Origin of the sequence: Rufibacter immobilis, assembly GCF_003721565.1 — a bacterium.
Lineage (GTDB): Bacteria > Bacteroidota > Bacteroidia > Cytophagales > Hymenobacteraceae > Nibribacter > Nibribacter immobilis.
The window spans coordinates 1,467,742-1,482,445 of sequence record NZ_RJJE01000017.1 but is presented as its reverse complement, the minus strand read 5'-3'; the positions used below and the strand labels follow the sequence as shown (position 1 = coordinate 1,482,445).

Sequence of the window (14,704 nt, the reverse complement as noted above, 5' to 3'; positions counted from 1 at the left end):
CGGAAGATGTCTTCTCTGCCTATGAACAGGAAGTAACGCTGATTACACTAAAACGCCTTCAAGGGCCGAAAGACACAGCTGTTGCGGGGATAATCCCAGGTTGGTCCAGAGACAGGTTGGCTGTTCCAGATAGACCTTGTGCAAAGGTTCGCCCGTGTTAATGGTGGCCCGCAGATAACGCCCTAAGCCCGTGTATAGAATCACAAAATCCCCTTTTTTCACTTCTACATCTGGTAAGGAAGGGAAGTCTATGAAAGCATCATGGGGGGAGTGGAGATGAAAACTTAAGTTCTTCAGATTTTCGTCTGTAAGAGCCTGTAGAAAAACATATTCAGTGTTGGGGTGCTGGCCATCTCCTTCGTGTATTCTGATCACTTTAAATTCCATAGGTAGAGACGTTTGAATAATTGTACTGGGTTATATAAGTAGGTAAAGTTGTCTTTTTCGGTCTGTAACTTGAATATTGAGTCTGATAAAATTTGTCATCACATGACTCAAAAGGTGTTCTTCAGTTCAATAGTAGTTTTGTTCCAAAGCCAAGGCAATTTAAGAGGACTTAGGCTGAAAGAGAGTCTTCCTTAACTGTGATTTATCACAGGAATAGCCGTGATTATTTTTAGAAGTAGGTTTAAAAAAAGCCCCTGGTTGTATCTAGGGCTGGTGAAGGAATCCAACCCCTTTAGAGGGCAGGCTTTACCAACGGGGGGTGAAGTATTTTATAAAATATTAAGATTGAATGATAGATGTGTTTGAAAGATAGTAGATACAACCAGGGGCCTGTAAAATCCAGATTCACCATTCGTAAAGGTAAGTGTCTGGCTTCTTCAATATGGCAGCTTCTTCAGTGCCGGATATTGACGGGAAAGGAGTTTATTCTATTGTGGTACTTATTAGAAATGCAGTAAATAAAGGTTTTAAGTAAATAAATCTGTGCTTGAGCTATTTCAGTTTGCTGATGTAAAGGTACCGGATCTGTCTGCTGTGCGCTATTTTCTAAGGGTGTGAAAAATCACATGAGGTATGGGTGAATTTTCTGCGGAGGCGGGAGAAATGTTTCCGTTTAGGGGCTGTTTTTCAAAAAATAGCCCCTAAACGGAAAATAGAGGGAAGTACTTACCTATAGCTTTGGAGGGAATATTCACTGCTATAGGGCATGTACACTTCTTGTGAAATGATAATTGAGAAGGCCTTTTGGACGCTAGGCTACCTTGTGGTAGCCTTTCTTGATGGCGTACATGGCCAGGCCTACCCTTGAGGCTACTTCCAGTTTTTTGAACAGTCCTTCCCGGAGGGCTTCCACCGCTCTGGGAGACACGCTCAGGAGCGGCGCGAAGGATTTGTACGGAAGCTCCGTGCAGGCCAGTTTCAGGAAGGCGATTTCCCGCTCAGAAAGCTCCGGTTCAGCGGGCGTTTTGGAGGAAAGGCTTTGTTTCAGAATCTCAGTGACGCTGCTGGAGTAGTAGCTGCCGTTGGCCTCCAGCGCCTCCAGGGCCATGCGCAGCTCAGAGGTATCGGCGTTTTTGAGAACGTAACCATCCACTCCGCACTTGAGCATCCGGAGCACGGTTTCCTCCTCGTCGCTCATGGAGAGCGCCAGGATTTTCATGTCAGGGTGGTGTTCCTGGAGCCAGCGGGCGGTTTCAAAACCATCCATCACGGGCATACTGATATCCAGCACCGCAATAGAAGGTAAGTTGCCTGGCGCAAGTTTCTGGATGAAGTCTCTGCCGTTTTCGGCCTCCAGCATGATGGAAAAACCACTGAAACCGTTGATGATTTCGGCCATTCCTTTCCGGAAGAGTTTATGGTCATCAACCAGCGCCACATTGGCGGGATGGGGAGCGTGCATGCGTTCTAATTTAAAGGTAAATCTACTTGTACCAAAGTACCGGAGCCTGCTTGGCCCGCAATGGAAAAGGAGGCCCCAATTAAACCGGCCCTAAAGCGCATGTTCTGGAGGCCTGTACCGTTCAGCGGCGGCTCAGAAGAACCCTCAGCGGTTACGGCCAAGCCTCCTCCGTCATCCATAATGCGCAACACCATTTGCTGTTGGGTGAATTCCAGTTGGGCAGAAATGCAAGAGGCCTCTGCGTGTTTGAGGCTGTTGTTCAAGGCCTCCTGGGCAATTCTGAAAAGGATAAGCTTCTTCTCTGGCAGAAGCCCGGCTTCCTGACCAGACACGTCAAAAGAAGTTTCCACGGCCCCCGTCTTCCTGATCAGGTCTAGCTGGGTTTTGAGGAGGGTAGTCAACGACTGCTGGGTGGCGTATTTGCTGTTCAGGCGTTTGGAGAGGTCGCGAAGGTCGCCAATGGCCTGGTCTACCAGTTCTTTGCTGGTGGTAATTTTTTGCCGGTGGTTGTCTTGCAGCGCATTCTCCAGCGAGTTCATGTTTAGCCGGGCCAGGGAGAGGATCTGCCCCACATTGTCATGGATTTCCTGCGCAATGGAATGAAAGGTCTGCTCCTGCATCTCCAGCTGCGCCTTCAGGATTTCTTTCTGATAAGTTTCGGCTAGATCTTTTATCTCGTCCTGGTGCTCCAGCCTCCTCTTCTGGTAGTAGAAGGCCATAAACGCAATAAACAAGGCCAACAGCAGGAAGAGGGCAGTGCCCACGGTGACTATTAAAACTACATCGGGCATGCCGTTACAGAGGTCTGGAGTAGGGTTTTAGGGGAGGAGAGGCCAAAGGGGCTTCTTTCTTCACCAGGAAAGATATAAAAAAGGTGAGATTCAATAAAATCCCCAGAAAGGTATTGATGTAATAGATAGGAAGCGCCCAGCTTTTAGACTGATGGATGAGGTAATTCATGAGCCCATCCACAAATACGTTGCCTAAGGAATAGAACAACAGCCCCGTGCTGATCCAGAACATGGGTTCCCGCTCCAGCCGGGAGACTTTTACGCTTATAAAGACTTCGCGGTAGTAAAAGAGCACCCAACAGGCCACCAGCACGTTTTTCATAAGCCTGGCGAAAGAGTTGTATTCTCTGATGGTCTGCAACGTGAGCATAATGGCCAACACCGCCAGTACAAAGACCGGCAAAGAGAAAAGAATGATTTTACGTACTTTTTTACCGCTCAAGGCTGTATAAAAGACACTGGAGAGCAGCAGGCACTGTAGCGGAATCAGGAAATGATACAGAAAGGAATTGTTGGTGCTCTGCATCATGAGGTGCGCGGCATAAATCTCCACGGTTAGGGTAATGGCCAGGCTGAACCCCAAGATTTTCTGCGGGGTCTCCAGGTGTTTGAACCGTATGCCCCAACTAACCACGCTCAAGGCTAAAAAGGCGAAATAGATATAAATGAACCACATATACATTGGGGGAGAGGCACAGAGTCAATCTGTGCCTCTGGGGAGTGGGAATTAAGAATCTGAAAGTAATTCATCATTTGAGCAGTTCCCCATGGGCGGACAGGCGCAGCAGTTATCTACATACACGGTGTCAGCATTGGTGTTTGGGGTGCCGTCTGGGTTGACAGGAACCATGAAAAGCTCATGCTCTCCGTTTTCTTTGATCCCGTAGTACACCCTGATAAAGGCACTGTCTGGGCTTGCTTGAATCATTTGCTGGATAGAGGCCACCGTGAAGTTGGCTGCCCGCAGCATGATAGCTTCCTGAGGAGGCTGCAACGCTGAAAGATGATCATAATAGCGGTCACATCTGGCTTTCAGTTCCTCCACGGGCACCTGCTGCTCCTCTAGTACGTTTTGGGTAGGCTGGGAAAATTGACAAAGCGGTGTCTGCGCCTCTCTAGAGGTGGGTGTTAATAATTTAGGCATGGGTTTAGATAAATGGATTGGATTATATGTATTTGAAAAGAATCTATGTGAATAGTAATAGTAAAGATGACAGGTGCATTTTGGGGGATAGATTAAATAAGTATATAAGTATAGTAGGTTGTTTTGCCGCTTAAGTGAAGAGAATAGCTTTCCTTTAAGCTTGGGTGAAGATAAGAAGTGAATCTGTTTTTTTTGATAATTTCTGTGAAAAATCACATGCAGAAAGGGAGGCCAACGGCTGAAATCTCTTGATTTGTATCATTTGCTTAAAAGCGGGTGTTTTGCGTCTTGGAAATTGCGTTTAGGGGCTGTTTTTCCAGAATCAGGGCTAAAACAGAGGTATGGTTGAAATGAAAGTTGTGCCATTTGTATTTAGCTGAAAGTGTGAAAGGTAATATTCCTGTTCGAGGCCTTGGAGAAGGTATTCAATCCCGGGAGTATGAAGGGTAAGGAGATATGGCGTGAACACGAATTCTCAACTGGAGAAGCTTTTATCCAGATGCGTCTTCCAGTGGAATGAACGTCTTCATTTTCTGTATTTACATAGGGGGAGCCTATCATAATGGTAAGGTCTTTTTCCATTTAGGAAATAGGAAGCGTTCATGCGAGAGCCTGTAGACATGAAGTAGTGGCTATACGGTTTTTATAATCAGGTGCTTATGGTTCAGCGGGTTTTCTTGGCCCTTTTTTGGCTACAGGGTCAGAAATGGCATCAGGTGGTGTCATCATAACCTTTAAACGCGAACATCCATGCGCACAGAACAAGACCAACAGCTGCTGAACCTGCTCCTCTCGCTGCTCTGCTTCGGCATCATCCTCAGCACCGTTAACCTTCTTTCCTAGCCCGGTATGCTGACCCTTGAGAAGATAGGCGGCACCAGCATGCGCGCGCTGGACCGTATCCTGCGGGATTTCCAGTTCTTCACCAAGTCCGGGGAGGTGATCTATAACCGGGTCTTCGTGGTCTCGGCGTTCGCCGGGGTGACGGACTTGCTGCTGGAGAACAAAAAGACCGGGGAGCCCGGCGTGTACCACCGTTTCGCCCAATACAACGACTTCCAGGCCCCATTGGATGGGGTGGCTACCCGGCTGAAGGAAATCCACCAGGCATACGAGCCCCTGGGGCTGGACCTGGCCGCGGCGGACGGGTTCGTGACCCAGCGGGTGGCGGAGGCCCAGGCCTTCCTGGCCAGCCTGGCCAACGTGCTGGCCTCCGGGTACGTGAGCGCCGAGAGCATCCTGCTGGCCGCCCGCGAGATTCTGGCCTCCATAGGGGAGGCGCACGCGGGCTTCGTCTTCACCAACGTGCTGCAGCGCAACGGGATGGCGGCGACCTTCCTTGATCTGAGCGGTTTCCATGACCATGAGCCCTACACCATAGACGAACGCATCGCGCATGTCTTCAAGGACCTTGATCTGGGCCAGACCATAGGCGTGGTGACGGGCTACACCAAGGGGGTGGAGGGCATCATGCGCGAGTTTGACCGGGGCTATTCAGAGGTCACCTTCAGCAAGATCGCCGTGGCCCTGAAGCCCCGGGAAGCCATCATCTACAAAGAGTACCACCTCTCCTCGGCCGACCCGGCCCTGGTGGGCGTGGAGCACTGCGTGCCGGTGGAGTTCACCAACTACGAGGTGGCCGACCAGCTGGCGGACGTGGGCATGGAGGCGATCCACCCCAAGGCCAGCAAGCCGCTGGAGATGCACCGCATCAACCTGCGGATCAAGAACACCTTTGAGCCCCGCCACCCGGGTACCCTGATCACGAAGGAGTATGTCTGCCCCCGCAAGAAGGTGGAGATGGTCACGGGAACCGACAGGGTGGTGGCCGTAGATGTGTTCGACCGCCTGATGGTGGGGGAGGTGGGCGCCGACCTGAGGCTCATGCAGGTGCTGGAGAAACATGCCGTCAGCTATATCCTGAAGACCAGCAGCGCGAACAGCATTACGCTCGTTCTCTGGGAGAAGGACTACAAAGAGCCGCTGAGCCGGGAACTCCAGCTCCGGTTCCAGGAGGTGCGGGCGGAGCCGGCGGCCATGGTGTGCACCATCGGGTCCAATCTGGACCAGCCTGGGGTGCTGGGGAAAGCAGCCCAGGCTCTGGCCCAGAAGGGCATCAACATCATGGCCGCCGGTGTCTCCCTGCGGAAGGTGAACCTGCAGTTCGTCGTCGCCCGCCCCCACTACAGACAGGCTATCATCGCCCTGAACAAGGCCATGTTTGCTCATGAACCCTGCTGAGCACTTAAGGTGAGGGCGTGTAACTCATATATTGGAGGAGATCCGTTTTTGGCCTGTTTTCTTAAAAACAGGCCAAAAACGGATTTTTTATGTTATACCTATTAGGAGGCTGTGAAAGCGGCCCTACTCAAAGCTCAGGTTCATAAGGGAGTCCAACTTATAATGCGGTTGCGGCACGAAGTGCCGGGTAGAAAGAGAGGTGGAAGAGGGTGTATAGCTTTCTCATATCTCCTAGATGCAGGCCTAATCCATTTTCCATAGAAGTGATAGAATCACGTCCTCCAGAACCTTTTAGTGTCAGGCACAGTGAATCATTTATGGAAATTACTCATAGCTTCGCAGCCACAAACCACCACACATGGCTAAATACCCGGGAGAACTACTGCTGATTGACGATGAAGAGCGCCTGCGCCACGTGCTGGGGCGGGTGTTGGAACTGGAAGGCTACCACGTGCGGCAGGCCGCCACGGCGCACGCGGGGCTGGAAATGCTGCAACAGCACGCGCAAGACGTGTGGGTGGTGCTCTCTGATGTGAAGCTTCCCGATGACCACGGCCTGAACATCCTGCAAAAAGTAAAGCAGAAATACCCACAGGCCGAGGTGATTCTCATGACCGCCTACGGCACCATTCAGGACGGGGTCACGGCCATGAAGATGGGCGCGTTTGACTACCTCACCAAAGGCGACTCAGACGACCAACTGCTGGTGGTGGTGGAACGGGCCATGGAGAAAGCCAGTTTGCAGCGGCGCATCCAGGAGCTGGAGAAACAGGTGGGCGTGACGTACAGCCTGGACAGCATTTTGGGTACCTCGCCCGCGTTGCGGCAAGCCAAGGACCTCACCGCCAAAGTCGCGCCTACTGATTCCACGGTGCTGCTGGAAGGGGAGACGGGCACGGGCAAGGAACTCTTCGCGCAGGCTATTCACCAGGCCAGCCGCCGGCGCGGCAAACCGTTTATGGCCCTTAACTGCAGCGCCTTCCCCAAAGATTTGCTGGAGTCGGAGCTATTCGGGTACAGGAAAGGCGCTTTCACGGGAGCCATGACAGATAAAAAAGGCCTGCTGGAGGAAGCCCACACCGGCACCCTGTTTCTGGACGAGGTAGGCGAGATGCCCGCCGAGCTGCAGGCCAAATTCCTGCGCGTGCTGGAAACCCAGGCCTTCACCAAGCTAGGCGACACCAAACCCATCCAGGTGAACTTCCGGCTGGTGGCCGCCACCAACCGCGACATGGCCGCTGAGGCCGAGGCCGGGCATTTCCGCCCGGATTTGTACTACCGCCTCTCGGTGTTCAAGGTGCGGGTGCCCACGCTGCGCGAACGCAAAGAGGACATTCCCACGCTGGCCAAACATTTCCTACAAGTTTTCGCCGCCAAGCTCAACCCCCGGCTACAGCACCTCAGCCCCGAGTTCGTGCAGAAACTGCAGGCCTACCCCTGGAAAGGAAACATCCGGGAGCTGAAGAATGTGTTGGAGCGCGCCGTCATCCTCGCCGAGGGCGATACCCTTACCCTTACCCCAGATTTCCTGCCCGCCGAGTTCTGGTCGTTGAACTCATCGGCGGGAGCCGTGGAAAGCGATACTGCCCTGAGCACGGTAGAGAAAAACCACATCCGCAAGATTCTGGCGCAGACCGGCGGCAACAAAACCGAAACCGCCCGCCTGCTCCACATCGGCTTGACCACGCTGTACCGCAAGATTCAGGAATACGGCTTGGGAGATGTTCACTAAAACTTGCTTGATGTTTTTGGCGCTAGTATCTGTTGGGGCTTCCGTTTAGCGGCTGTTTTTCTGAAATCAAGCCAAAAACAGCTTTGACTTCTTATCCTCAAGTGAAGAGTTTTCAAACACTTTCATCTTTAAAGGAAATACAACAATCAAAGACGCTGGATCTGATTGTTTCCTCTAAGTGGAGTTACTTGTCTATGCGCATACAAAAAAGTACATTGCACTAAAAAAAATGCTATAAAATATTAGTATGTATTTAATGTATGTGGATGAAAGTGGGGACGCTGGAGTTTTTACAGGCAATAACTCCCCTCACTATATACTCAGTGGTATCATCATCCATGTAGATGATTGGAAGGATTCCTTAGAAAGGATTATTAAGTATAGAAAAATGTTACGTGATACCGTAGGTTTGCAAACTAGGGTGGAACTACATTGCTCTGAGTTAATCAGGATTCAAAAGATAGAAGAGTACAAGGCAATCCCCAAATTTACTAGGCTTGCCTTAATTACATCTTTCGTAGGAGAAATGCCGGCTTTGTTCTCCAAAGGGAAAATCCTTAACATTTGCCTAAGAAAAGAAGCACTTCCACACTGCACCGACTTTCAAACATTAGCTTGGTCTAGGCTGATACAGAGATATGACACGTATCTTAAAAAGGCAGATAATAGCAAAGGAATAATTATTAGTGATGATACTGGAGAGGCGATTATAAGAAGTCTTTTAAGGAAAATGAGAGTGTACAATCCCGTAGCATCTCACTTCAATGCTTCTTACCATAACCCAGTAATCGACAACATAATTGAAGACGTATTTTATAGGGATTCTGCTCATTCCCACATAATACAGGCTGCAGATTTCGTGGCTCATACCCTCTATAGAAAGGAATATCCAAAGGGTAGTCTAAAGAAGTACGGGTTAGATAGGGCTTTTAATCTATTGGAACCTATCTTACTTAAACAGGCCAGTACCGCCGATCCATTAGGAATTGTACGCCGTTAAAAAAAATGCCCCGGTTTCAAACCGAGGACTTTTCGTGGCCCGACAAAGAGCACAGGCTCTAAGTAGGTCACATGCAAATATACGAAAATAATCCACAATTGTTATAAAGTTATCCACATTTATACTGGTTGAAAGTTACTGTATAAGATGGTTCTCTTATCCCAAGATGCAAATAGTAGCTGCAAAGGGGGACCGAATGCGGGCAAAAAGATGTAGGGATTCCTTTAAAGGGATGCTCAACGTTATCCCTTCTCTAGCTGATAATTCCTCTCTTGGGGGGGTAGGGGTAGGTTTCACTGCATCCAATTACCACCTGAAATCTAACTCACTTAGCACAAACTTCTTTTCAAAACGGCAAGGGCACCCTACCATTTTGGTAGGGTGCCCTTGCCGTTTTGCGGCTCCTTTTTGGAAATCAGGCTAAAAACACGACTGTAAATCAAGGGTTTACATAGAACACCTAAGCAACAGTTGGTTTTGGCACACGGCTTGGCAATAGGGGAGCAGAACCATTTAAAAATTTCTATGGACCCTTTACTGCTTATCTCTCTTTTGCTGGCCTCCGGGCTGCTGTGCTTCTGGCTCTTCTTCAGGGCGGTTGATTTCTTTGACCACGTCTAATCCGGCGGCCATGATTGAGCATTACCAAGTACTGGCCGAGCTGGAGCGGGAGTTCCCCGAGCTCACGCCGGAGCTGGAAGACACCGAGTGCAAACGCAACATGTACCGGCAACTGTCCTGCTTCGCGCGGTTCACCAACCGGTTTATTGACCAACAGGACCTGGCGCAGGTGCGGCGGTGTTTTCAGCATGCCAACCACCTGTGGCAACACGTCGACCAGCGCGTGCAGGCGGCCCTGCAGAACAGCTATCTCTATGCGCTGCACCTGTACCAGAACTCCCAACTTTCCATGCAGCTCAGGATTCTGCTGGGGCCGGCCTTAACACGTTGTGCCCAGCAGCTCACCTATGCCCAGCTGCCTTAACCATTTCTAGCTATTTAATTCAACGCTATGATGCTCCTTCTTTTCCTTTTGAGCCTGGCCACCTTCGGGTATCTGTGCTACGTGCTCCTGCGGCCAGAGAAATTCTAACCGTGCCGGTCCTTTCCTTATCCACTGAAATAAAAAGACAAATCAATTCATGTCAACTGAACTACTAGGCGTCCTGGTGACGTACCTGCTCACCCTGGCGCTGGCCATTCCGCTGGGGAAATACATTGCCCGCGTGTACCAGGGTCAGAAAACCCTGCTGGACTTTCTGGCGCCGCTAGAGCGCGGGCTCTACCGCGTCTCGGGCATTGACCCCAACCGCGAAATGAACTGGAAACAGCACCTGCTGGCTTTGCTCACCATTAACCTGGTGTGGTTTGTACTGGCGTTTGTGATTCTGCTTACCCAGGGCAGCCTGCCGCTCAACCCCGACGGCAATCCTTCCATGTCCCCAGATTTGGCCTTCAACACCGCCATCTCCTTTCTGGTGAACTGTAACCTACAGCACTACTCCGGCGAGTCTGGCCTCACGTACTTTTCCCAGCTCACCGTCATCACCTTCCTGCAGTTCGTGTCGGCGGCGACGGGTATGGCGGCCGTGGTGGTGCTGTTCAACGCCTTCAAGGAGAAAAGCTCTGAGAAACTGGGCAACTTCTTCCGGTACCTGGTCTTGAGCTGCACCCGCATTCTGCTGCCCATTTGTTTGGTCATTGCCGCTATTCTGGCCTTCAACGGCACGCCCACCAGTTTTGACGGCAAAGCCGATATCGTGACGCTGCAAGGCGACTCGGTGCAAGTGTCCCGAGGTCCGGCGGCGGGCATGATTGCCATCAAGCATTTGGGCACCAACGGCGGCGGTTGGTTGGGAGTGAACTCGGCGCACCCGCTGGAAAACCCCAACTACCTCACCAACATGACCGAACTGGTGGCGCAGGTGCTCATTCCCATCGCCATGGTCATCGCCTTTGGCGTGTACATCCGCCGCAAGAAACTGGCCTGGACTATCTTCGGGGTCATGACAGTGGGCATGTTGCTTTTGCTGGTGCCCATGCTCTTGAGCGAGACCGGCGGAAGTCCTACCTTGGCCCAACTGAACCTGTTGCAACCCACGGGTGCCATGGAAGGCAAGGAAGTGCGTTTCGGGCCGGCCATCTCGGCGTACTGGAGTACGGTCACTACCATCATCTCCACGGGCTCGGTAAACGCCATGCATGACAGCACCATGCCACTGAGCGGGGCCATGCAACTGCTGGGCATGTTCATCAACTGTTTCTACGGCGGCTGCGGCGTGGGCATTCTCAACTACTTCATCTTCCTCATCATTGCCGTATTCATCTCGGGGCTGATGGTGGGACGTACGCCCGAATTCCTGGGCAAGAAAGTAGAGGCCCGCGAAATGAAAATCGCGACCATTATTGCGCTGCTACACCCGCTGCTCATTCTGGCGGGCACCGCGCTAGCCTGCTTCACGCTCACCAATTACCCCGAGGCCGATTGGGCCGTCAAACCATCGGCCTGGCTCAACAACCCGGGTTTCCACGGCTTCTCTGAGATGCTGTATGAATTCACGTCCTCGGCGGCCAACAACGGCTCCGGCTTTGAGGGCCTGGGCGACAATAACGTGTTCTGGAACGTGAGCACGGGCTTTGTGCTGCTGCTGGGGCGCTTTCTGCCCATCATCGGGCCGGTGGCCATTGCGGGTCTGCTGGCGCGCAAACGCTACGTGCCGGAATCGGCGGGCACGCTGCGCACCGATACCGCCACCTTCGGGTTCATGACCTTGGCCGTCATTCTCATCATCGCCGCGCTGGCGTTCTTCCCCGCCCTGGTGCTGGGGCCGCTGGCCGAATATTTCACTATTTACTAAATCCTTCGGTGCCCCGGCGGAGGTTTGCGTTTAGCGGCTCTTTTTCCCAAAACAGGCCAAAAACGCAAACGCCCGGGCGGGCATCCTCTTCACTTATTCAATCCTAGAAAACATGTCTGTGCAAAAAAGACAAATGGGGCTGCTGGAAGGTCCGCTGGTACGCGAGGCGCTCAAGCAGTCGGTGATTAAACTCAATCCCCGCTACCTCATCAAGAACCCGGTGATGTTCACTGTGGAGATTGGCACCGTCATCATGCTGCTGGTGACGGTAGGCGTGGCCTTGGGCAGCCAGAACCAGGGCAGCCTGGGCTACAACTTCCTGGTGTTCCTCATTCTGCTGCTCACACTGCTGTTCGCCAATTTCGCTGAGGCCATTGCCGAGGCGCGGGGCAAGGCCCAAGCCGAATCGCTGCGGAAAACGCGTCAGGACACGCCCGCCAAAAAGCTCACAACAAGAGGCGGAAATCAGTCAGAAGTCATCGAAACCGTCAGCTCCGCCGCGCTTCAGAAAGGTGACGTTTTCCTGGCCGAACCCGGCGACATCATTCCCACCGACGGTGAAATCATTGAAGGCCTGGCTTCCATTGACGAGTCGGCGATTACGGGTGAATCTGCGCCGGTGATTAGAGAAGCGGGCGGCGATAAATCGTCGGTGACGGGCGGCACCAAGGTGCTCTCAGACCGCATTGTGGTGCGCGTGACCACTGCCCCCGGCGAATCGTTCCTGGACAAGATGATTGCCTTGGTGGAAGGCGCGAGCCGCCAGAAAACACCCAACGAGATTGCGCTTACCATTCTGCTGGCGGGCTTCACGCTGGTGTTCATCATTGTGTGCGTGACCCTGCAGCCCTTCGCGGAGTACGCTAACACACCCATTACTATCGCCTCGCTGATTGCCCTGTTCGTGTGCCTGATTCCCACCACCATCGGGGGCTTGCTTTCAGCCATCGGCATTGCGGGTATGGACCGGGCCCTGCGGGCGAACGTGATTACCAAATCGGGCAAGGCCGTAGAGACTGCGGGCGACATTGACACGCTCTTGCTGGACAAAACGGGCACCATCACCATCGGGAACCGCAAGGCCACCAAATTCTGGCCCGCGCCCGGCGTGGAGGAGCGGGAGTTCATTTCCAAAGCCGTGCTCAGTTCTATTTCTGATGATACGCCCGAGGGGAAATCCATTCTGGAGCTGGCCCAGCAGCAGCGCGTGGAAGTGCCCATGCCTGATTTGAGCCAGGTGCAGTTCATCAAGTTCTCCGCCGAGACCCGTTCCAGCGGTTTGGACTTACCCAACGGTTTGCGCATCCGGAAAGGCGCTTCTGACTCCATGCGCCGCCTCACTGAGAATGCGGGCAACACCTATCCCAAAGCCGTGGCCGAGAAAGTGAACGAGATTGCGGCCAACGGAGGCACGCCACTAGTGGTCACCGAGAACGAGAAGGTGCAAGGCGTGATTCAGCTGGAAGACATCATCAAACCTGGCATTCAGGAACGTTTTGAGCGCCTCAGGAAGATGGGCGTGAAAACCGTAATGGTGACCGGCGACAATCTGTTGACCGCCAAATTCATCGCCGAGAAAGCCGGCGTAGATGATTTCATCGCCGAGGCCACGCCCGAGGACAAGCTCAACTACATCAAGAAAGAACAGGCCGCGGGCAAGCTGGTGGCCATGATGGGCGACGGCACCAATGACGCGCCCGCCCTGGCCCAGGCCGATGTGGGGGTGGCCATGAACTCGGGCACGCAGGCGGCCAAAGAAGCGGGCAACATGGTGGACCTGGACAACGACCCCACCAAGCTCATTGAGATTGTGGAGATTGGCAAGCAGCTGCTTATCACGCGCGGCACGCTCACCACGTTCTCCATCGCCAATGATGTGGCCAAGTACTTCGCCATTGTGCCCGCGCTTTTCATCGTGGCTATTCCTGCCTTGCAGGGACTGAACATTATGGGCCTCAACAGCCCCGAGAGCGCCATTCTGAGTGCAGTGATTTTTAACGCCATTATCATTCCGCTGCTCATTCCGCTGGCCTTGCGCGGCGTGGCTTACAAACCCATCGGGGCCAGCGCGCTGTTGCGCCGGAACCTGCTGCTCTACGGCGTGGGTGGCGTGGTGGCCCCGTTCATTGGTATTAAACTCATAGACGCCGTTTTAGGCCTCTTTTTCTAAAATCAGCTCAAAAACGTAATCACATGAAAACGTATTTAATCGCCTCTATTAAAATGACTTTAGTGCTGTTGGTGTTGCTGTCGGGCGTGTACCCCGCGCTGGTGGCGGGCATCGGTAAACTTTCGCCGGGTGGCGGAGGTGGGGAAACCGTTTCCCGCAACGGCAAGGTGGTAGGCTTTGCCAACGTGGGCCAAGCCTTTACCCAAGACGGGTATTTCCAGGGAAGGCCCTCGGCGGTGGACTACAACGCGGCCGGTTCCGCGGGCTCCAACAAAGGTCCCTCTAACCCAGATTACCTGGCCACCGTGCAAGCCCCCATTGACACCTTTCTGGCCCACAACCCCGGCGTGACCCGCGACCAGATTCCTGCGGAACTGGTGACCGCCTCCGGCTCCGGCCTGGACCCGCACCTTTCGCCCCAGGCCGCCTACCTCCAAGTAGCCCGCGTAGCCCAAGCCAGAAATCTGCCCGAGCAGAAAGTGCAGGCGCTGGTGCAACAACACGTAGAAGCGCCCTTCTTAGGTATTTTAGGCCCTGAGAAAGTGAACGTGCTGCAACTGAATCTGGCGTTGGATGCTGTGAAGTAATTGAAAGCCGCTTTCCGTTTTTGGCCTGTTTTTCAGAAAATAGGCCAAAAACGGAAAGTACAGATTCACCCATTTCGTCCCCCTTTGAAGGGGGTAGGGGGATGATGACTTTTGCTGAGAAATATTTAATAGCGTAGAAATCAGAAAGCTTTTACCAAGCCGCTCTTCCGGATTTGCAATCCGAAAGCAAGGAAAAAGGGGATTTGTAATCCCAGAGTGCCAACGCAGCAGCAATGCGGCAGATTGAAAATCACGAACAGCAGAGGCAGTAAAAGAAAAGCAGTTCTAATTTGATGCGCCTTTGTCATCCCCCTACCCCCTTCAAAGGGGGA

13 protein-coding genes are annotated in these 14,704 nt (G+C 52.7%); 8 read left to right on the top strand and 5 right to left on the bottom strand.

All coding sequences use genetic code 11. The features are described 5' to 3' along the window. Positions 1–42: 42 nt before the first annotated feature. The 5 genes from EFA69_RS19185 to EFA69_RS19165 all read right to left on the bottom strand — a co-directional run bounded on the left by EFA69_RS19185 (position 43) and on the right by EFA69_RS19165 (position 3,784). The gene (locus EFA69_RS19185; protein WP_123134665.1) at positions 43–387 is read right to left on the bottom strand and encodes a hypothetical protein; all 345 of its coding nucleotides are present in this window, start codon (positions 385–387) and stop codon (positions 43–45) included. An 811-nt stretch (positions 388–1,198) separates the two neighbouring features. After that, positions 1,199–1,849: a response regulator transcription factor gene (locus EFA69_RS19180; protein ID WP_123134664.1), complete on the bottom strand. Its 651-nt coding sequence runs from the start codon at positions 1,847–1,849 to the stop codon at positions 1,199–1,201. Between the two features lie 5 nt (positions 1,850–1,854). Further along, positions 1,855–2,640 carry a sensor histidine kinase gene (locus tag EFA69_RS19175; protein WP_123134663.1) on the bottom strand — a complete coding sequence of 262 codons (786 nt, stop codon included), beginning with the start codon at positions 2,638–2,640 and terminating at the stop codon, positions 1,855–1,857. 4 nt (positions 2,641–2,644) lie between these two features. Beyond that, positions 2,645–3,316 (bottom strand): hypothetical protein, encoded by a 672-nt coding sequence (locus EFA69_RS19170; protein WP_123134662.1) that lies wholly within the window; start codon positions 3,314–3,316, stop codon positions 2,645–2,647. A gap of 51 nt (positions 3,317–3,367) precedes the next feature. Continuing rightward, positions 3,368–3,784 (bottom strand): hypothetical protein, encoded by a 417-nt coding sequence (locus tag EFA69_RS19165; RefSeq protein WP_123134661.1) that lies wholly within the window; start codon positions 3,782–3,784, stop codon positions 3,368–3,370. A gap of 849 nt (positions 3,785–4,633) precedes the next feature. Between EFA69_RS19165 and EFA69_RS19160 the strand changes: the two genes are divergently transcribed. The 8 genes from EFA69_RS19160 (at position 4,634) to EFA69_RS19125 (ending at position 14,372) form a co-directional block, all read left to right on the top strand. Continuing rightward, positions 4,634–6,025 carry an aspartate kinase gene (locus EFA69_RS19160; protein WP_123134660.1) on the top strand — a complete coding sequence of 464 codons (1,392 nt, stop codon included), beginning with the start codon at positions 4,634–4,636 and terminating at the stop codon, positions 6,023–6,025. 358 nt (positions 6,026–6,383) lie between these two features. Continuing rightward, positions 6,384–7,757: a sigma-54-dependent transcriptional regulator gene (locus EFA69_RS19155; RefSeq protein ID WP_123134659.1), complete on the top strand. Its 1,374-nt coding sequence runs from the start codon at positions 6,384–6,386 to the stop codon at positions 7,755–7,757. Between the two features lie 247 nt (positions 7,758–8,004). Next, positions 8,005–8,757 (top strand): DUF3800 domain-containing protein, encoded by a 753-nt coding sequence (locus tag EFA69_RS19150; RefSeq protein WP_123134658.1) that lies wholly within the window; start codon positions 8,005–8,007, stop codon positions 8,755–8,757. Between the two features lie 607 nt (positions 8,758–9,364). Then, positions 9,365–9,742: a DUF7674 family protein gene (locus EFA69_RS19145; protein WP_148041419.1), complete on the top strand. Its 378-nt coding sequence runs from the start codon at positions 9,365–9,367 to the stop codon at positions 9,740–9,742. A 27-nt stretch (positions 9,743–9,769) separates the two neighbouring features. After that, the gene (gene kdpF, locus EFA69_RS20720) at positions 9,770–9,850 is read left to right on the top strand and encodes a K(+)-transporting ATPase subunit F (protein WP_074987983.1); all 81 of its coding nucleotides are present in this window, start codon (positions 9,770–9,772) and stop codon (positions 9,848–9,850) included. A 49-nt stretch (positions 9,851–9,899) separates the two neighbouring features. Continuing rightward, positions 9,900–11,615: a potassium-transporting ATPase subunit KdpA gene (gene kdpA / locus EFA69_RS19135; protein WP_123134656.1), complete on the top strand. Its 1,716-nt coding sequence runs from the start codon at positions 9,900–9,902 to the stop codon at positions 11,613–11,615. Positions 11,616–11,727: 112 nt separating this feature from the next. Further along, the gene (gene kdpB, locus EFA69_RS19130) at positions 11,728–13,785 is read left to right on the top strand and encodes a potassium-transporting ATPase subunit KdpB (RefSeq protein ID WP_221175771.1); all 2,058 of its coding nucleotides are present in this window, start codon (positions 11,728–11,730) and stop codon (positions 13,783–13,785) included. Between the two features lie 23 nt (positions 13,786–13,808). Beyond that, positions 13,809–14,372, top strand: coding sequence for a K(+)-transporting ATPase subunit C (locus tag EFA69_RS19125; protein WP_123134654.1), 564 nt, complete (start codon positions 13,809–13,811; stop codon positions 14,370–14,372). Positions 14,373–14,704 lie beyond the last annotated feature (332 nt).

Coding starts and splice junctions, on each gene's coding strand:
- kdpF (WP_074987983.1), top strand. CDS start 9,770: ATGATGCTCCTTCTTTTCCTTTTGAGCCTGGCCACCTTCGGGTATCTG.
- EFA69_RS19180 (WP_123134664.1), bottom strand. CDS start 1,849: ATGCACGCTCCCCATCCCGCCAATGTGGCGCTGGTTGATGACCATAAA.
- kdpB (WP_221175771.1), top strand. CDS start 11,728: ATGTCTGTGCAAAAAAGACAAATGGGGCTGCTGGAAGGTCCGCTGGTA.
- EFA69_RS19175 (WP_123134663.1), bottom strand. CDS start 2,640: ATGCCCGATGTAGTTTTAATAGTCACCGTGGGCACTGCCCTCTTCCTG.
- kdpA (WP_123134656.1), top strand. CDS start 9,900: ATGTCAACTGAACTACTAGGCGTCCTGGTGACGTACCTGCTCACCCTG.
- EFA69_RS19170 (WP_123134662.1), bottom strand. CDS start 3,316: ATGTGGTTCATTTATATCTATTTCGCCTTTTTAGCCTTGAGCGTGGTT.
- EFA69_RS19150 (WP_123134658.1), top strand. CDS start 8,005: ATGTATTTAATGTATGTGGATGAAAGTGGGGACGCTGGAGTTTTTACA.
- EFA69_RS19185 (WP_123134665.1), bottom strand. CDS start 387: ATGGAATTTAAAGTGATCAGAATACACGAAGGAGATGGCCAGCACCCC.
- EFA69_RS19165 (WP_123134661.1), bottom strand. CDS start 3,784: ATGCCTAAATTATTAACACCCACCTCTAGAGAGGCGCAGACACCGCTT.
- EFA69_RS19125 (WP_123134654.1), top strand. CDS start 13,809: ATGAAAACGTATTTAATCGCCTCTATTAAAATGACTTTAGTGCTGTTG.
- EFA69_RS19155 (WP_123134659.1), top strand. CDS start 6,384: ATGGCTAAATACCCGGGAGAACTACTGCTGATTGACGATGAAGAGCGC.
- EFA69_RS19160 (WP_123134660.1), top strand. CDS start 4,634: ATGCTGACCCTTGAGAAGATAGGCGGCACCAGCATGCGCGCGCTGGAC.